The following is an 18,298-nucleotide window of genomic DNA, read 5'->3' on the forward strand; positions in this document are numbered from 1 at the left end:
TTTTTCATTCTCTGCCATTTGTTTATGGGGTTATATAATTAAATTTTTTCACTTCCTCTAATGTAGGCATACTTGGCTGTCCGCCATTTTGACAAACAGATAATGCTGCAACTTTATTAGCAAATGAAATCGCATCCATCATGGTTTCACCTTTTCCCAAAGCATAGGCCAATCCACCATTAAAACAGTCTCCTGCTCCGGTAGTATCCACAACCGGTACTTTATAACCTGGAAAAACTTTCACATCTTGTTGATCGGTTTTATAAATAATTCCCCCGGAACCAATCGTTGTAATAACATGGTCTACTCCCTTTTCATGAAGAATATTCATCCTATCATGTAAGCCGCTAGAATTAATTTCTTCATTTGTTAAAAGCTTTAATTCTGTTTCATTAGGAGTTAAAATATCAATATTTTTCAGCAAATCATAAGATAGCTTTTGAGCTGGTGCTGGATTTAAAATCACTGTTTTATTAAATTTCTTTGCCACACTTGCAGCATAAGAAACAGTTTCTAAAGGAATCTCCATTTGTATTAGAACAATATCAGAATCCCGGATCTTGTTTTGATTTAATACAATATCATCAATGGTGCAATGATGATTTGCACCTTGAAGTACGACAATTCGATTTTCAGTATTAGCCACGAAAATCAGAGCCATGCCACTCGTTTCACCTTTTACAATTTTAACGGCGGAAGTATCAATTTTCTCTTTTGCCAGGGATTCTTTTAACTGAACACCATATCCATCCTCTCCTACGGCGCCAATCATACATACATCTGCTCCAAGTCGTGCAGCTGCAACCGCCTGATTAGCCCCTTTTCCTCCTGGAAAATATTGAATGCCTTCTCCCAAGATGGTTTCCCCGCTATCCGGAAACTTTGAGGATTTTACAACTAAATCCATATTTAAACTGCCAATAACGGTGATTTTAGGTCTCATCCTTTCACCCCAAATTTTTTCGTCGAATCTCGAATGACCAATGAAGTATTTAATTTGATGATACTTTCATGAAAGTATGTATCTGTAATATAGTTAATTAGGGTTTCCGCCGCTAAATTCCCAATCTCATAGGTTGGTTGAGCAACGGTAGTTAATTCGGGATTGGTGACTTCCGTAAGGCTAATTCCGTCAAATCCGCATACAGCAACTTGCTCCGGCACCTTAACCCCTCTACGCTGCAATGCTTTGAGAGCCCCGATAGCCATCATATCGTTCCCTGCAAAAATGGCATCCAGATCTGGATTTCTGTCTAGTAATATATTGGTCGCCCTACTTCCCCCTTCAATTGTAAAATCTCCTGGAGCGATTAAACTTGGTGTAAAATAGGGAGAATTTTTGACTGCCTCTTCATAGGCTAATAGGCGTTCCCTCGCTGTACTAATTTCTTGTGGACCATAGATATGGGCGATTTTTTTACAACCTATATCTTGTAAATGCTCAACAGCTTTTTTTGCCCCTTCATAGTTATCCACAAGGATTACGCATTCTGTTTCCATATCTGGTATTCGGTCTAAGACAACTAATGGTATCTTAGAACTCTTGATTTTTAAAGCATCCATTGGGTCAAGAACACCCGCAGCGAAAATAATCCCATCGACGTACTTCTGCTTTAATAAATCTACGTGAGAATTCTTCTTCTCACTTGGTTCACCATAATTGCAGAGATTCAATGTAAATCCTTTAGAATTCGCCAGATCTTCAACACCTTTGGCTAAAGTAGCAAAAAATGGATTTGTTATATCTGGAACAAATAAAGCAATTGTTTTCGTTTTCTTGACTGTTAAACTTCTTGCTACCTGATTGGGTTCAAACCCCAATAATTTGATAGCTTCTTCAATCTTTTCTTTTGTTTCTGAACTTACATAACCTTTAGAGTTTAGCACTCTCGAAACACTAGCCACTGAAACACCTGCTAGTTTTGCTACATCTCTAATTGTTGGACTCATTCATATCACCCACATTTTAGAAAACCGGTTACACATATTTTTAAAAAAATATCAATAATAATTTATTGAATATTTATAATTTATTAAATGTTTTGTTAACTAAATTTTCTGTTTTTATAGGCGTTTGTCAACCACTTTTTTTAAAAACCCGACAATTCAAAGGAATTGTTTTGGACCAAGGAAGTAGTTGATCAAGCTCATCCATATTGCTTATATCCATATTGGGAAGCCTTTCAAATAAGTAGCGAAGATAATAAAATGGATTTAATTTATTCTCTTTTGCTGTCTCCACAATACTGTAAATGATTGAGCTGGCCTTAGCTCCTTTCGGAGTATTGCTAAAAATCCAGTTCTTCCTTCCGATCACAAATGGTTTAATGGATCGTTCACTTCGATTATTATCGATTTCTAATCGTCCATCCTCTAAAAATGCCACGAGTTTTTCCCATTGGTTGAGGCAGTATGTAATGGCTTGACCTAATAGACTCTTTGGTAAAACATTGCTTTTCTCTGTTTTTAGCCATGCTGAAAAAGCGTATTGGGAAAACACCCCATTTGCCTTCTTAAACCTCATTTATTTGTCAATAATGTATCACAAGGTTTTTAATAGAGTCTTAACCTTTGTAAGGTAAGTTAACAAATTTTTATAAACATTTTGTGTTCATCTTCATTTTGTTTTTTCATGGCAGACTAGGTGAATTTATTTTTTTAAGCAAGAGGCAATCCGTCGATTATTAAAACTAGTTTAAAGTTTATTGAGGCGCTCTTGTTTGAAATAATTTTATTCCTAGCCCTATAAAAGTAAGCGTAAAATAATCCCCACCTTTAAATGATAGGGATTAAATACTATTATTGTGATAAGTTATTAAAAACCCGACAATTCAAAGGAATTGTTTTGGACCAAGGAAGTAGTTGATCAAGCTCATCCATATTGCTTATATCCATATTGGGAAGCCTTTCAAATAAGTAGCGAAGATAATAAAATGGATTTAATTTATTCTCTTTTGCTGTCTCCACAATACTGTAAATGATTGAGCTGGCCTTAGCTCCTTTCGGAGTATTGCTAAAAATCCAGTTCTTCCTTCCGATCACAAATGGTTTAATGGATCGTTCACTTCGATTATTATCGATTTCTAATCGTCCATCCTCTAAAAATGCCACGAGTTTTTCCCATTGGTTGAGGCAGTATGTAATGGCTTGACCTAATAGACTCTTTGGTAAAACATTGCTTTTCTCTGTTTTTAGCCATGCTGAAAAAGCCTCCAACAATGGTTGGCTGTGTTTAAGTCGTTTTTTATATCGTTCTTCTGGTGTACATTCTTTCAAATCACGCTCGATGGCAAATAGCTGATTACAGAAATTGAGTCCTTCCCGAGCTGTGACTGCTGAATGACGTTTGGATTCAGGAAGTACGTTTAAAGCCTCATCGAACTTTCTGCGGGCATGAGCCCAACATCCAACTAATGTTACGCCGGATACCTTATGGTATCCTGCATATCCATCGACATGCAGGTATCCTTTAAACCCTTTTAGGAATTCTTTGGCATGTTCTCCTGCTCTAGTTTCCTGATAGTCATAAAGGACAAGTGGTGGATCCTCTCTTCCAGTCCGATAAAGCCACATGTAAGATTTCGATGTACTTGACCTTCCAGGTTCATGTAAAACCTGAACAGTTGTTTCATCCGCATGTAGAATGTCTTTAGAGAGGAGATGCTCTTTCATTCGTTGATAAATTGGCGCAAGCCATTTTTCGGCACCATAAAGCATCCAATTGGCCATGGTTTGCCTGGATAAGATCACACCTAATCGTTTGAACTGTTGTTCTTGGCGATATAGAGGTAGCCCCTCTACATATTTTTGATTCATAATATATGCCATGCTTGACGGTGAAGCTAAACTTTTTGGATACACAGATTTTGGAGCAGGTGCTGTAACGCTCAAGTTTGACAGAGTACACTAAAGAAAAGCCCGAAAATACTGGTGTTTTGGACTTTACCCACAACACGTACCACTACACTTGTTAGTGGCACGTGTTTTTTTCTAATACTCTAGGAGGCGCTTGTGTGACAAGTGCTTCAAATGCTAGATTTGCTTGACCTTGTAATTCTGTACGAACGATTTGCTCTTCACCATTCACGCGTATTTTCGAGGCCTTCATCTGGCTTACATCATGCAAAATATCCTTTACACTTGTTTGGCATCCTATTTCTTTTAGCTTATAGGCCAAAAAGGATTCCATGACAAGCGCAAGGAAACAAACCATGATATGGCCTCGAATACGAGATTCCACTCGATGGTACATCGGGCGAAGTTCTAGATTCGACTTCAGGTTACGAAAGGCTTGTTCCACTCTCCACAACTCTTTATAGGCAAGTGCTGCCTCTTCATCCGTTAATGACGAGTTGGTCCGAATGGCGTACTTTCCGTCAAACTTTTCGTCATTGGATACCTTCTCTTCATCAATTTTGGCCGATGCTTTTTCTATCGTTAAAAACTTGGAATACGCACGGTTTTTGACGAGTCCAGATGGACCGAGTTCATCAAGCTTCGATTGAAGGTTTTCTAACACGACTTGACGACTCGCTCGATCACGTTCTTCAGCGTCCGGATTGTAACAGAGTACATACGTTTCGCCATCGATTTTCTTTGACTTCACTTTTAGATTCGGGAGAACCTTCTTATATGGCCCACGGATGGATAATAGCTCTTGGGCTTTCTTCGACTTTCGTAATTTGACACCCACAATATATTCCATGCCCAGTTCACGAATTTGATCTAAGTTGGCTTCACTAACCATTCCGCGGTCTCCCACTAGAATGACTTTCTGAATAGGATAGCGCTTCTTCAGATCTCCAACCACCATGCCAAATGTCTTCGTATCATGCATGTTTCCAGGGAAGACTTGATGCCCAATCGGAATCCCTGTTTTGGTCATTAATAAGCCAATCACGACTTGTTTTCGATCTCCACGATGATCTTTGGAGTAACCATAGTGAGCCAGCAGTTCGTCTGCTTCCTCTCCTTCGAAATAGGTGCTTGTCGTGTCGTAAAACACGATATCTACTTCTAATGAGGTTAAATCGGTTAAATGTCCATAAAGTTGTTCCTCAATTTTTTCTTTTTGTTCACTTAAGAAGTCTAATGCACGATAGTAGTGATGGAGTTGAATGTCTGAAAGACCTTCTGCATAAATCGTGTCGATCCATTGTTTGAAGATATAATGCTTACTATTGGGATCCATGAGACGGTTTAACACCATGGCAAAAATGGCTTCGTCATACCGAGAAGCAGTCTCGGAATCATCCATGATTTTACGTAATAGCCGACCAAGCCCTAACTTTTCCCATACCTTTCGGAACAGATAAACCGGCCCAAACTCTTTTGTCCAAAGCACGGAGACAGAAGAGGAAGACCCTTGCCCGTGAATTCGGTCAAAGTAACGCTCTGAAAATTTGGCTAATCCCTCGATTATGTTATCGACAGAGCCATTCTCTAATAAATGTTCTAACCTCCCTAGATTACAAAGCGTTTGTTGCCGAACTTTATTGTCTACACGAAATGTACGACATATTTGTAGATATTGACGAACAGAACCATTTTTATTTTTTTGCTTATTAATTCGAATATACATAGCACTAATAGTATAACATATATTACATATTATTGGATATACAAAAGTTATCCACATAACACTACATAATGATTATATTTTCGATAAAAAAAGTGGATAACTATTGGTATAATCACCTTTAGTTATCCACATGTAGTGAAATGGTGTCAAACTTGAGTGAAAGATATTTAGATGATGTATAAAAGTTTGTGTAAAGCATTTTGCTAGACCAAAAGAAAAAAGGTAGGGTATTCTCTGATTTGACCAACAACACATTCCAGAGAAAGGAGAACCCTACCTATGTCTAAAAGTATACCGAATGTAGACTGGGTCAATCAACTGGAAAGTGCGATTCGCCAGTTTGTAAAGGAAAAATTAGAACTCATCATGCGTGAAGAAATAAAACATTTCCTCGAAATGGAACAGACTGGAACGTCAAATATGAGAAACGGCTACTATCAGCGAAACCTAGATACGCAGTATGGTCGTATCGAAGGCCTTTCTGTTCCAAGAGACCGAAACGGGGAATTTCAAACGCAGTTGTTCACCCCTTACCAACGCCATACCGGCTGGCTCGAGGAAGCCATCATCAAAATGTATCAAAGTGGGATGAGTACGCGTGAAATTGGCAAGTTTATCGAACGAATTTTAGGAAATGCCTACTCACCAACAACGATTAGTCATATCACGGATGTGGTAAAGGAAGACATTGCGAAATGGCACACACGTCCTCTACAAAAGCGATATTCGGTCTTATATTTGGATGGGTTGTACGTGAAACTTCGTCGAGATACGGTAGAAAAAGAGGTCATTTATGTCGTGTTAGGTGTAAACGAAGAAGGGTATCGTGAAATTCTCGACTTCTTCGTAGGAGGACAAGAAAGTGCTTATGTATGGCAAGAAATTCTTCAAAACCTCTACAAAAGAGGCGTCAAGGAAGTACTTCTAGGCGTAAAGGAAGTACTTCTAGGCGTATTCGATGGACTACCGGGTTTAGAGGAAGCCTTTAAGACGGTTTATCCGAAAGCCGATGTGCAGCGCTGTGTCGTTCACAAAGTACGTAATACCTTAAATCGTGCGGAAAAAAGATCAATTTGAAGTGGCAGAGGATCTCAAACTGATTTATCGCGCACCGAATAAGGAGATGGCGTTACAGATGTTTCAACAGTTTGAGTCGAAATGGTCCAGCAAGTATCCGAGAGAAGTTCAATCTTGGGCCAATGAGTTGGATGTCCTCCTTACATTTATGGATTATCCAAGCAGTATTCGAAGTTTGATTTACACGACCAATGCCATTGAACGAACGATCAAAGAGATTCGGAAACGTCTAAAGCCGATGAACAGTTTGAGTAGTTTAGAAGCCGCTGAAAAAGTCGTGTATTTGACCATCCAAGATTTTAATGAGAAATGGGCAGGGCGAAAGTTGCGAGGATTTGCCGAAGCACATGAAGCCCTCGAGCGAATGTTTGAAGAACGTTACAATTAACCAAATAATGTAAATCAATGAGATAAGGGGGATTCTCTCTTTCCACACAGGAGACTGAATATTCAGTCTCCTGTGTGGAGGAAATATCCCTCTCTATATCTAAATCCATTTCAGAGATACCCTATCTATCTTACATTACACAAAATTCTTGACAGTACCGATATTTAGACCCGCAACATTAATAAATTAATAATAAATAGGTATATGTCCTAGTCAGTTTCGTTCCTTCCGCATAAGGTGTGTATTAGGTGAATTCATTACACAGAGAGGAAGGAGAACATGTATTTTGTACCTTATTTCATGCCTAATCCAAACGGAAATGTGACCTTCAATCATCAAATCTCGCCATACGATTACTGGTACCCCACTGTTCAAAACGATTATCGCACGCCAACTCTAAGATTAAGAGACTATGGACCTAACCCTTTCACAATTAATATTAAAAATGCAGCAAGACGAAATAGAAACTATCGAACTGCTCTATGGACAGGGAATCACCTGCAAGTGACATTAATGAGCCTTAACCCTGGGGAAGATATCGGATTAGAAATACATCCTGATGTTGATCAATTTTTACGCATTGAACAGGGGAAAGGAATTGTTCGAATGGGTAAGAGGAAAGATCGTCTTGATTTTGAAAGAAGAGTGAACGAAAATACAGCTATATTTGTACCAGCTGGAACATGGCATAATGTCATTAACACTGGCAATGTCCCTCTAAAACTCTATTCCATTTATGCACCGCCTCATCATCCTCATGGAACAGTTCATAGAACGAAACAAGAAGCGATGGTTGAGGAAAGAATGCAGTATTGGTATTAACTGTGAAAAGCGATAAAAGCTTTGAGAAGGAAAAGTCTCAAAGCTTTATTTTTTAGTTTTTCATTTATGAGGTGAAGCCATTAAACAAATTTTAGGTAGCCTTTTTTAAACCTCCTTTACTTATGATAAGGCTCCCCCCTCATAATCCGAAATGCCCGATAGATTTGTTCGAGCAAAATGAGGCGCATGAGCTGGTGGGGGAAGGTTATTTTGGAAAAGGAGAGGGCTTCGTCCGCCCGTTTCATTACCTCTTTGCTTAAGCCGAGAGAGCCTCCGATTAGAAAGGCGATTTTGCTTTTTCCGTATGTGGCCAGTTTATCTATACTATGTGCGAACTCTTCCGAGGATTTCATCTTGCCTTCAATGGCAAGGGCGATGACGTATGCATCGGACGGGATTTTGGCTAAAATTCGTTCGCCTTCTTTGTTTTTGATTAGTTCCATTTCCTGCGGGCTTATTTGTTCAGGAGCCTTTTCATCAGGAAGTTCAATGATGTCAACTTTTGCGTACGATGAAAGACGCTTTAAATATTCGTCGATTCCCTGCTTTAAATATTTTTCCTTCAGCTTCCCAATCGCTATAATTTGAATGTTCAACTTTCATATTTCCCCTTTTTTATTTTATCAACATGTTGATAACTATTTCCCACATAAAATAACAAATATTCCACAGATTTTATCCACAATTGTGGATGAATACCTCTATATTTCGTGTCCGAAAATCAGTTCCCAACTATATATACTGCGGTTTTTTTGCACAATTCACAGGTTGTGGATAAGCTGTGATTAAATTCAATTTTTTGAATATTTGGTGCTATTTCATACTGGTCTACATACATGTCGATTGCTAAATCAATATGATCCTCGCAGCAATACATTTATAATCCTCCTACCCCATAATGAAAACAGGAAAGCTGATTCCGCCTTCCTGTTCTTTAAAAAGATTTTTGTTCAACGAGCTTCAGCTTCACTGTTTTCAACTCGCCATTTCGATAGAATTTTACTTCCACTGTGCTTCCAACCTTTTGGCTGTATAGCTGCTTTCGAAGCTGGAGAACATTTTCAACCTTTTTCCCAGCAAGCTCTATAATTACGTCCTTCTCTCTCAAACCTGCGCGTTGAGCTGGCGACATCGGCTCAACACTCATCACAATCACGCCGTTTTTAACGCCCTTTGGCAAATTTAATGCCTCTTCCCAATAATAGCTTGGGATGTCTTCAAGAGACTGAAGACCGATTCCCATATATGGACGCTTCACTTCGCCGAATTTTTCAAGATCATTAATAATCGGAATTGCAATGTTAATTGGGATAGACAGTCCGATTCCTTCCACCGCGGATTCAGCAATTTTCATGGAATTAATTCCAATTACTTTCCCGTCTAAATTCACAAGTGCTCCGCCGCTGTTTCCTGGATTAATCGCGGCATCCGTCTGCAGCACTTCCGCCTGCCAATCCACTGTTCCGTTTTCATCAATATCAACAGGAATGGTCCGTTCTGTTCCAGAAATAATCCCTTGTGTAACAGACCCAGCAAATTGCAAGCCGAGCGGGTTTCCGATTGCCAACACCGGCTCACCCGGTTTGACTGTGTCCGAATTGCCGAATTCAGCAACCTTCTTAACATGCTTTGCATCCACAACCAATACTGCTAAATCCATCAGCTGATCACTGCCGACAAGTTCAGCGGGAATGCGTGTTTCGTCGTTTAATACAACTTCCAATTGATGCGCTCCGGCTACAACATGATGATTTGTTACAATATAGGCTTTATCGCCTTCCTTTTTGTAGATGACCCCTGATCCTGTTCCTGCTTCTCCCTCTTGTGTTTGATCCCAGAAGCTTACTTGCTGAATATTGACGACTCCGACAACCGCATCACTCACTTTATTAACTGCTTCTGTAACTGCTGAATTCACATTTACATTTACTGTTTTGACTGGCCCTTGGACATTTCCTGTTTCCCCTTCCTCAGTTTGCTCTGGACTGATGTTCAGATTATATGGAAGAATATTGAATTGTGCTAATGCTGGAAGGGAGAAAATAACTAATAACGCGCCTAACACGGCTCCGATTAACCCAGCCAATAATGATCCGCCCCAGTTTCCCCTTTGTTTTCTGTTATTATACCGTTCAAAATCATCATCATAATATCCCATCGCCTCATCATTCCTTTCCGATGACGAATGATTTTATCTACATTATTATAGTATAACGCGAGCTGGCAGGAAAAATATATGACAACATTAACATACCCAACGATGGGGAAATTCAAACATTTAAACAGCTACGAGAGGCGTCGGTTTCTTTGGATCTGTATCATATAATTCAAATTGTTCTCCGACAACGAATCCTTTTTTCTCTAATACTTGCTGGACAGACATTCGTGCGAGCTCTTTCATATTATTTTCTTTACTTAAATGCGCCAAATAAATTCGTTTCGTCTTGTCGCCAATGACATCAGCCATAGCAAGTGCAGCATCTTCATTTGAAACATGTCCAACATCAGATAAAATTCTTCGTTTTACATTCCAAGGATACCGGCACATTCGCAGCATTTCTACGTCATGGTTGCTTTCAAAAATAAAAACATTTGCACCGCGTATGATCCCTTTCATTCTGTCGCTTACATATCCAGTATCAGTAATTAACGCTAGTTTTTTTCCACGGTGGTGAAACACAAAAAACATTGGTTCTGCTGCATCATGGGAAACGCCAAATGATTCAACCTCTAAACTTCCAAACGATTTCGTTTCGCCGATTTCAAAAGTAAACTTTTGTTCTAAATGAATTTCGCCGATTTCTCTCTCCATTGCTTTCCACGTTTTTTCATTCGCGAAAATCGGAATTTCGTATTTTCTCGCTAAAATTCCAAGTCCCTTGATGTGATCGCTATGCTCATGGGTGACTAATATACCGCTTAAATTTTTTATGTCCCGTTGAATTTCTTGAAACAAATTTTCCATTTGTTTACCACTTAATCCTGCATCGATTAACAGGGAATGTTCATCTGTTTCTACATAAATGGCATTCCCTGTGCTGCCGCTCGCAAGAACACTGAAATTAAGGCTCATTTCCTTCACTCACTCCAAATTATTATTCTCTTTCTCCGGTTTAATGACCTGACCTTCCAATGCATTCACATAATAATCTTCTGTTTTATTGACAACTACATGCCATGTCGGAGCCAAAATTTGCTGTTCCGACAGCGGGTATTGTGTGTAATATCCGTATTCTACATCGGTTACTTTACTGTTAGATTTCAAATCATTTTTTTCATAAAGAGCTTCCAATGCTTTAATCGCAGGCAATATTTCCTGCTTCTCCAATTCTTTTATATCTTCTAGCAATGTTTGCTGATAAGACACAATTTCATTTTTATCATTTAAATAAAAGACAATCATACCGATTCCATCACTTACATCTTGAAAAATAATTTTTCCTTTGTATTCCTGCAGACAAATAATTTCCCTTGTTTCTTTGCTGTAGCGCCAAAACTTGTATTGACTGCCCGCAATGATTTGTGTTGTTAAAATTTGCTTGATCTTATTTTCGATACTTTCTCCTACAATTGGAATCGGTTTGTCAAAACTCATCCGAAGCTTTGTTACCGAACGAGTCAACTCCTCATCAGGCAGCATCGGCTTTTGATTTTTCAGTTGTTCGATTTCTTCTTCCTTAAATATTTTGCTTTCTGCCGTTATATAAGAACCTTCTATTACTTCTTTTGGAAGCTTCCCAAATTGTATATTTTCCGCTGCAAACTGCTCTTCAATCGTCGTTTTCGTGATCATATCATATTTGGAGCTTTTGATTTTTTCAACATACTGAAAAGCTAAATAAATATCAAGGATCAGGAAGGCAATAATAAACACCGTTTTCGTTTTACTCCAATCCAATACCTTCCCCTCCTTTACCCGCTTTTTTCACATTCAGCCTTTGATATTTATCGTTTTCGAGTTCAATGCACCATATCGGCTCCAAATTTACGATATTTTGCCGTGACGACTGTTGTATGTCATAAGCGGGAAAAATACGTTTTATTTTGTCGGCTTCAATGCTTGGATTATCCTTAATAGCTTCAATTATATCTGCTGCTTTAGGTAAAGTCGTTTTATCTTCCCGGATAAAACCATCCAAATAAAATAACGGACGCTGATATAAGGCAATATCATTCTTTCCCCAGCTTTGCATAATCGTCGTGATCGAATAATGCGAATCGCTGAACGAAAATACTGGCAAATTTCGAACCGTTAGACGAAAATAAATTTTCTGTTCTTGATCCGTTTTTTCGAAGCGATAATCATTTAATCCTGACAGCCAACCGCCATGTTTGTTCAAAAAATCAATGCTCTGCAAGATCAATTTTCCTTTTTCCGTCGTTAAAGACTGGTCAATTGTCGGATTAACGTAAACAACCCTTTCTTTATCTTCGTTGATGACAAGCTGACGGGAGCTGTCTGTATACACAAATTCGGAAGCATTGACATCCCGTTTTACATAACTTGGATCACTAAACAATGCATTTTTAAACTGCTCACCGCTCATTGATTTTGTAAAATATTGAAGGCGATGAATCGGAAACGGCTTTTCAGGCAAAAATAATCCGTTCCAAAACACGTAGCTTTCAAAGCTTTCTTTTTCTTTATACACTTCCGTCCACAAATTGCTTAAAGCGGTTTTCACCTGTGCTTCTACAACATATTTATGCTCGTAGTCGACTAAATAAAGCTTTCGGTTCGCTTTCTCGTTTGTCAGAGGAATGTAAATCCGATCAAATTCTATATTGAAATCTTCTTCATCCGTCCAGTCGGTTATTGATAAGAGGGCTGACATCGGAATCGAGTCGTTAAAAATAACTTCAAAGTTAGGGGTTGAATTATGTATTTCCCTGTTTATCCATTGATTAAAACCATATTGCTTTTCAATCTCTCCAGAAATATTTTTGAATTCTTCTAGCTCCCACTGACGGATATCCTTCCAAATTCTTTCGATGACGATTTCGTCATAAGTTGCGTAATGTTTTATTTTTTCATGAATCATAATATGATCCGGCTGCACGACTTCATAAGGCTTTTTTGTTACATTGCTTAACGGGTTGTTTTCAATATAGTTGGAGTTCGAAATTTCCCCGTAGTTTGGCTGATATGTCCAAATATTCCAGGTGAAGAATAAACTTGTCAGCACTAAAAATGTTAAAATAATGGATTTTATCGTTTCCCGGTTCATAGCCAATCATCCTCTTGGTTCTGTTCATATGGCAATGTGAAAAATACAGTCGTGCCTTTTCCTTCTTCACTTTCCACCCAAATTTCTCCTCCGTGTGCTTCCACCATCTCTTTTGCAATTGCAAGACCTAGACCGGTTCCGCCCATTTTGCGTGATCTAGCCTTATCAACACGATAAAAACGTTCAAAAATTTTTTTCACACTTTCTTTCGGAATTCCAATGCCTTCATCTTTTACACTGACTTCAATATGGTCAACTTGTTCTTTTACTTGAAAAGAGATTTTTCCGCCTTCAGGAGAATATTTCAATGCATTGGAAATAATATTATCGAGCACTTGCGTAATTTTATCGGGTTCAATTTCTACATAAAGGCTTTTTTTCGGAATGTTTCGTACAAATGTGACATGCTGCTGCTTAGACATTTCAAAACGGTCAATAATTCTATGGAAAAAGTCTGTGAAATTCACCATGTCTTTATTTAATTGATAATCTTTACTATCTAGTTTTGATAGCTGGAGCAAGTCATTAACCAGCCTAATCATCCGCTCCGTTTCGTTTTGCGTCACTTGTAAAAATTTTGGCGCGATCGTTTCTTCTTTCCAAGCCCCTTCCGCCAATGCTTCCAAATAACTGCGCATTGTAGTAAGCGGCGTCCGCAGCTCATGAGAAACGTTTGCGACAAATTCACGCCGCTCTTGGTTGATTCGTTCCTGCTCTGTTACATCGTAAACTACAGCAATCAATCCGTTAATATGATCTTCATCAATTTGTATTGTAGAAAAGCTGATTCGTAATATATACGGTTTTTCCTCTGTGCTGAAATCTAACAGCATCGGTTCTTGCTGGTTCACTAAATCTTCAAAAGTACATTCATCCGTTAAATCTAAAAGCTCCACAATTGATTTTCCTAAGGCTGTTTCACGTGAAACATTCAACATTTCATGGGCCGGATTGTTCATGACAATTACTTTTCCATGCCGATCTGTGGCTATGACACCTTCTGTCATATGAGTAATAATAGACGCCAGCTTTCTGCGCTCTTCTTCAGTTGTTTCCTGTGCTTCCTCCAATTTTTCCGTGAGATGATTGAATGTTAATGCAAGCTGTCCAATTTCATCTTCTCCATACACTTTTACTTTTCTGGAAAAATTCCCTTTTGCCAGCTCCAACGCTTGCCTTCTCATATCTGACAACGGACGGGTTATAGTGCGGGCAAGAAAAATTCCTAGCGCCGCGGTAATAAGAAGGGACATCCCTGTGCCTGTTGCAAAAATTTTGTTAATCGTCCGCAATTGTGAAAAAACTTCCTCCATTGAGGCAACGACATAAACAACGCCAATTGTTTCTCGTTTATAATCTGTGACGATCGGAGTCGCTGATACGTACATTCGATGCTTCGTTTGCGGATCAAGCAAAATATTGCTTTCAGGCGAACCGACGATTAAAGTCCGTTTAATCATATTTTCAGTTGTTCTTTTCCCGATCACATCTTTGTTGTAATCAGATGTCCCGATGACACGCGCATCTTGGTCCACTACGCGAACTTCATGAATTTCCTCCCGTTTAAAATCTTGCAAAATAGCAGATATCTCATCTTCCATATTCAATGATTCGTCCACTTCTTCATTCGTCATCGCTTGCTCAATCTGGTAAGCCAGCAAATCAATCCGCTGCGAAAGGGAAGATTTAAAATTTTCTATAAGAGAAGATTCCAATTCCTTAACGAAGTAAATACCGATGATTTGCATAGCCAAAATAATCAGAAGCACATAGATCAGCACAATTTTAAAATGTATCGAACGTAAAAAACTCACTCGACTGCTATACATGTTCACTGCTCCTGTTCAGGATTGCGCAAATAATAACCTACCCCTCTTCTTGTCACAATCCATATTGGATGGCTTGGGTTGTCTTCAATTTTTTCCCTAAGTCTTCTAACCGTGACATCTACAGTTCTGACGTCTCCGAAATAGTCATATCCCCAAACGGTTTGCAGCAAATGCTCTCGGGTCATGACCTGTCCAATGTGCTTCGCTAAATAGTGAAGCAATTCAAACTCACGATGAGTAAGCTCGATCGTTTCTCCCCGTTTTGAAACGACATATGCATCAGGATGAATAACGAGAGAGCCGATTTGAATTTCCGACTGTTCAGAAGCCGCTTCCCTTGCAGCATTTGTTTGCTGTCTTCGTAAATTTGCCTTTACCCTTGCCAAGAGCTCTCTTGTGCTGAATGGTTTTGTCACATAATCATCAGCACCAAGCTCCAGACCAAGCACTTTATCGATTTCTGAATCTTTCGCAGTCAACATAATAATCGGCATTTCATATTTTTTTCGAACTTCCCGGCACACTTCCATTCCATCCTTGCTGGGAAGCATAATATCTAACAATATCAAGTCAGGTTTAATTTCTTCCACCATTTCAATCGCGCTTGTTCCATCATAAGCACAGTATACATCAAAACCTTCTTTTTTAAGATTAAACTCTAATATATCTGCAATTGGTTTTTCGTCATCAACAACTAATATTTTTTTATTTTCCATCATTTTCTCCCCTTTTGATCTATTAACTTTACTTTACCACGATTACATTCATCTCATCATCAACTTTCAATACAAATGGAAAAAACAAGCAGAAAACCCCTAGCTATTGCTAGAGGTCTTAAATTCAATAGGTTTTGGAACTTAGAGTAAACCCCTGTAAATTCCTATCAAACCTATTATATCAATTTTTATCTTATTGTAACAGCTTGAGATGAGAAATCAAATTTCTATTTACAACCACAAATGTTACCAATTTTGGTTTAACTTACTTATAGCCAAAAATAGCACGGATAAACCGTGCGTATGAAGTGGCTCGGGACGGAATCGAACCGCCGACACAAGGATTTTCAGTCCTTTGCTCTACCGACTGAGCTACCGAGCCGTATAAAGTTTTCAAGAATGCGAACTCTTTTTCCCTCTCTCAAGCCTTTCATATATGTGGATTCTCGAATGTGAGGCAGCTTGTATAATATTTCTCGATTGTAATGGTGAGCCATGGAGGATTCGAACCTCCGACCCTCTGATTAAAAGTCAGATGCTCTACCAACTGAGCTAATGGCTCATAAAAAATTTTTTCCTTCTAATCCATTTTAAAATTTGTCAGATGTCCCTTCCTCTTCCTGATTTTTCGAGGATGTTAGATGCGTCGGGACAACTCGTCGCCTATTCGATGAAGCCTTGCTCGTTGCTCTACCAACTGAGCTAATGGCTCATAAAAAATTTTTTCCTTCTAATCCATTTTAAAATTTGTCAGATGTCCCTTCCTCTTCTAGCTTTTTCGAGGATGTTGGATGCGTCGGGACAACTCGTCGCTTATTCGATGAAGCCTTGCTCGTTGCTCTACCTACTGAGCTAATGGCTCATAAAAAATTTTTTCCTTCTAATCCATTTTAAAATTTGTCAGATGTCCCTTCCTCTTCCGGCTTTTTCGAGGATGTTGGATGCGTCGGGACAACTCGTCGCCTATTCGATGAAGCCTTGCTCGTTGCTCTACCGACTGAGCTAATGGCTCATAAAATTTTTTTTCTTCTAATCCATTTTAAAATTTGTCAGATGTCCCTTCCTCTTCTAGCTTTTTCGAGGATGTTGGATGCATTGTGCGAACAGTTCGGAGCCAATACGCTCATTTTTCTCAAGACGTGTATAATAATATCATTTCTAGAGGGACAAAACAACGATTTTTTTTAATTTCACAAAAAAAAGAGGGAACAGCCGATCCCTCCAAGTTTATTATATTGGACTGTATACACTGCGGACAACATTTGTTTGTGAACGATCTGGACCAACTGAAAAGATGGAAAGTGGGATACCTGTTAACTGGGAAATCCGTTCAACATAATGGCGTGCATTGTCAGGAAGATCGTCCAAGCTTTTTGCCCCCGTAATGTCTTCCTTCCAACCCGGCAATTCCTCATAGACAGGTTCGCACTGTGCAAGTACTTTTAAACTTGCTGGAAATTCTTCTAAAATTTCACCTTTGTATTTGTAGGCGATGCATATTTTTAATGTTTCGATTCCTGTCAATACATCGATGGAATTTAAAGATAAATCAGTTATTCCGCTTACCCGGCGCGCATGGCGAACAACAATGCTGTCAAACCAGCCCACTCGACGCGGACGTCCTGTTGTTGTACCATATTCCCGTCCAACTTCACGAATTTGATCGCCAATTTCATCGTGGAGCTCTGTCGGAAACGGACCGTCTCCTACACGAGTTGTATAAGCTTTTGATACGCCGACAACATGTTTAATTTTCGTAGGACCTACACCTGCTCCAATTGTCACACCGCCTGCTACTGGATTGGAAGATGTAACAAAAGGATATGTACCTTGATCGATATCAAGCATAACACCTTGAGCGCCTTCAAATAAAACACGGCGTCCTTCATCAAGCGCGTCGTTCAGCACAACAGATGTGTCGCATACATATTGTTTGATTTGTTGGCCGTACTCGTAGTATTCATTTAAAATCTCTTCCAGTTTAAACCCTTCAACTTCGTATACTTTTTCAAACAGGCGATTTTTTTCTTCTAAATTTCTTCTCAATTTTTCTTCAAAGACTTCACGATCCAATAAATCAGCGATGCGGATGCCAATACGGGCTGCTTTATCCATATAGGCTGGACCTATTCCTTTTTTCGTCGTCCCGATCTTGTTGGCTCCTTTTCGTTCTTCTTCCACTTCATCCAATTTTAAATGATAAGGCAAAATGACGTGAGCGCGGTTGGAAATTCGCAGATTATTTGTTTGAATTCCCCGTTTATGCAAACCGTTCAACTCTTCTACCAGCGCTTTAGGATCGACAACCATTCCGTTTCCGATGACACAAATTTTATCTTGATAAAAAATACCGGATGGGATTAAATGCAGTTTATATGTTTCACCGTTAAATTTGATTGTATGGCCAGCATTGTTTCCACCTTGGTAACGGGCGATCACTTCCGCATTTTGAGAAAGGAAATCGGTTATTTTCCCTTTTCCTTCATCCCCCCATTGTGTACCAACAACAACAACTGATGACATGTGTGCACCTCCGTGTTCACCAAAAATCCAATACAAAGAAACAAGTTTATTCTACCAATTGTAGCAAGTAGAGTCAATAAAATCCGAACGTTCACTTTATTATTAAATATTTTGTTCGTGTTATATAAGATACT

General features: G+C 39.0%; 13 protein-coding genes, 2 tRNA genes and 3 pseudogenes. 2 read left to right on the forward strand and 16 right to left on the reverse strand.

All coding sequences use genetic code 11. The annotated features are described in order from the left end of the window. Window positions 1-22: 22 nt before the first annotated feature. From rbsK to NSQ41_RS19345, 5 genes and pseudogenes are all read right to left on the reverse strand, one after another. Complete coding sequence (gene rbsK / locus NSQ41_RS19325; RefSeq protein WP_339210717.1) at window positions 23-943, reverse strand: ribokinase; 921 nt, start codon at window positions 941-943, stop codon at window positions 23-25. Then, on the reverse strand, window positions 940-1,950 hold the full coding sequence (locus NSQ41_RS19330; protein ID WP_339210720.1) for a LacI family DNA-binding transcriptional regulator: 1,011 nt from the start codon (window positions 1,948-1,950) through the stop codon (window positions 940-942). Before NSQ41_RS19330 ends, rbsK begins: the two co-directional genes overlap by 4 nt. Before the next feature lie 127 nt (window positions 1,951-2,077). After that, window positions 2,078-2,473 (reverse strand): annotated as a pseudogene (locus tag NSQ41_RS19335) (transposase); the annotation flags it as partial. A 326-nt stretch (window positions 2,474-2,799) separates the two neighbouring features. After that, a pseudogene (locus NSQ41_RS19340) lies at window positions 2,800-3,885 on the reverse strand (IS66 family transposase); the annotation flags it as partial. An 85-nt stretch (window positions 3,886-3,970) separates the two neighbouring features. Next, window positions 3,971-5,581, reverse strand: coding sequence for an IS1634 family transposase (locus tag NSQ41_RS19345; RefSeq protein WP_339210604.1), 1,611 nt, complete (start codon window positions 5,579-5,581; stop codon window positions 3,971-3,973). Window positions 5,582-5,860: 279 nt separating this feature from the next. Here NSQ41_RS19345 and NSQ41_RS19350 point away from each other — a divergent pair. Both NSQ41_RS19350 and NSQ41_RS19355 read left to right on the forward strand, forming a co-directional pair. Beyond that, window positions 5,861-7,046, forward strand: a pseudogene (locus NSQ41_RS19350) (IS256 family transposase). 279 nt (window positions 7,047-7,325) lie between these two features. Then, window positions 7,326-7,868, forward strand: coding sequence for a cupin domain-containing protein (locus NSQ41_RS19355; protein ID WP_117017583.1), 543 nt, complete (start codon window positions 7,326-7,328; stop codon window positions 7,866-7,868). Between the two features lie 116 nt (window positions 7,869-7,984). On the opposite strand, the gene rlmH is transcribed toward NSQ41_RS19355, so the two are convergent. The 11 genes from rlmH to NSQ41_RS19410 form a co-directional block, all read right to left on the reverse strand. Next, a complete protein-coding gene (gene rlmH, locus NSQ41_RS19360; protein ID WP_339210722.1) occupies window positions 7,985-8,464 on the reverse strand; it encodes a 23S rRNA (pseudouridine(1915)-N(3))-methyltransferase RlmH in 480 nt (159 codons plus the stop codon). A 125-nt stretch (window positions 8,465-8,589) separates the two neighbouring features. After that, on the reverse strand, window positions 8,590-8,745 hold the full coding sequence (locus tag NSQ41_RS19365) for a CxxH/CxxC protein (RefSeq protein WP_339198152.1): 156 nt from the start codon (window positions 8,743-8,745) through the stop codon (window positions 8,590-8,592). 57 nt (window positions 8,746-8,802) lie between these two features. Further along, window positions 8,803-10,026 carry a S1C family serine protease gene (locus tag NSQ41_RS19370; protein WP_339198154.1) on the reverse strand — a complete coding sequence of 408 codons (1,224 nt, stop codon included), beginning with the start codon at window positions 10,024-10,026 and terminating at the stop codon, window positions 8,803-8,805. A gap of 120 nt (window positions 10,027-10,146) precedes the next feature. Continuing rightward, on the reverse strand, window positions 10,147-10,941 hold the full coding sequence (locus tag NSQ41_RS19375; protein ID WP_339210723.1) for an MBL fold metallo-hydrolase: 795 nt from the start codon (window positions 10,939-10,941) through the stop codon (window positions 10,147-10,149). Between the two features lie 9 nt (window positions 10,942-10,950). Continuing rightward, window positions 10,951-11,766, reverse strand: coding sequence for a two-component system regulatory protein YycI (gene yycI / locus NSQ41_RS19380; protein ID WP_094244808.1), 816 nt, complete (start codon window positions 11,764-11,766; stop codon window positions 10,951-10,953). Further along, the gene (gene yycH, locus NSQ41_RS19385; RefSeq protein WP_339198157.1) at window positions 11,753-13,096 is read right to left on the reverse strand and encodes a two-component system activity regulator YycH; all 1,344 of its coding nucleotides are present in this window, start codon (window positions 13,094-13,096) and stop codon (window positions 11,753-11,755) included. Before yycH ends, yycI begins: the two co-directional genes overlap by 14 nt. Next, window positions 13,093-14,925 (reverse strand): cell wall metabolism sensor histidine kinase WalK, encoded by a 1,833-nt coding sequence (gene walK, locus NSQ41_RS19390; RefSeq protein ID WP_339210725.1) that lies wholly within the window; start codon window positions 14,923-14,925, stop codon window positions 13,093-13,095. Before walK ends, yycH begins: the two co-directional genes overlap by 4 nt. A gap of 2 nt (window positions 14,926-14,927) precedes the next feature. Continuing rightward, on the reverse strand, window positions 14,928-15,641 hold the full coding sequence (yycF, locus tag NSQ41_RS19395) for a response regulator YycF (protein WP_063387767.1): 714 nt from the start codon (window positions 15,639-15,641) through the stop codon (window positions 14,928-14,930). A 309-nt stretch (window positions 15,642-15,950) separates the two neighbouring features. Beyond that, window positions 15,951-16,023: transfer RNA gene (locus NSQ41_RS19400), tRNA-Phe, on the reverse strand. A 104-nt stretch (window positions 16,024-16,127) separates the two neighbouring features. Then, window positions 16,128-16,203, reverse strand: a tRNA-Lys gene (locus tag NSQ41_RS19405). Window positions 16,204-16,871: 668 nt separating this feature from the next. Further along, window positions 16,872-18,164, reverse strand: a complete 1,293-nt coding sequence (locus NSQ41_RS19410) for an adenylosuccinate synthase (RefSeq protein WP_339210727.1) — start codon at window positions 18,162-18,164, stop codon at window positions 16,872-16,874. Window positions 18,165-18,298 lie beyond the last annotated feature (134 nt).

The sequence above is a fragment of the Aeribacillus sp. FSL K6-8210 genome (genome assembly GCF_037963925.1).
GTDB classification, from domain to species: domain Bacteria; phylum Bacillota; class Bacilli; order Bacillales; family Aeribacillaceae; genus Aeribacillus; species Aeribacillus composti.

Excerpts from the sequence above, each read along its gene's own strand:
- NSQ41_RS19410 (WP_339210727.1), bottom strand. The coding sequence starts at position 18,164 with ATGTCATCAGTTGTTGTTGTTGGTACACAATGGGGGGATGAAGGAAAA.
- walK (WP_339210725.1), bottom strand. The coding sequence starts at position 14,925 with ATGTATAGCAGTCGAGTGAGTTTTTTACGTTCGATACATTTTAAAATT.
- NSQ41_RS19355 (WP_117017583.1), top strand. The coding sequence starts at position 7,326 with ATGTATTTTGTACCTTATTTCATGCCTAATCCAAACGGAAATGTGACC.
- rbsK (WP_339210717.1), bottom strand. The coding sequence starts at position 943 with ATGAGACCTAAAATCACCGTTATTGGCAGTTTAAATATGGATTTAGTT.
- NSQ41_RS19365 (WP_339198152.1), bottom strand. The coding sequence starts at position 8,745 with ATGTATTGCTGCGAGGATCATATTGATTTAGCAATCGACATGTATGTA.
- NSQ41_RS19370 (WP_339198154.1), bottom strand. The coding sequence starts at position 10,026 with ATGGGATATTATGATGATGATTTTGAACGGTATAATAACAGAAAACAA.
- yycH (WP_339198157.1), bottom strand. The coding sequence starts at position 13,096 with ATGAACCGGGAAACGATAAAATCCATTATTTTAACATTTTTAGTGCTG.
- yycF (WP_063387767.1), bottom strand. The coding sequence starts at position 15,641 with ATGGAAAATAAAAAAATATTAGTTGTTGATGACGAAAAACCAATTGCA.
- NSQ41_RS19345 (WP_339210604.1), bottom strand. The coding sequence starts at position 5,581 with ATGTATATTCGAATTAATAAGCAAAAAAATAAAAATGGTTCTGTTCGT.
- NSQ41_RS19375 (WP_339210723.1), bottom strand. The coding sequence starts at position 10,941 with ATGAGCCTTAATTTCAGTGTTCTTGCGAGCGGCAGCACAGGGAATGCC.
- NSQ41_RS19330 (WP_339210720.1), bottom strand. The coding sequence starts at position 1,950 with ATGAGTCCAACAATTAGAGATGTAGCAAAACTAGCAGGTGTTTCAGTG.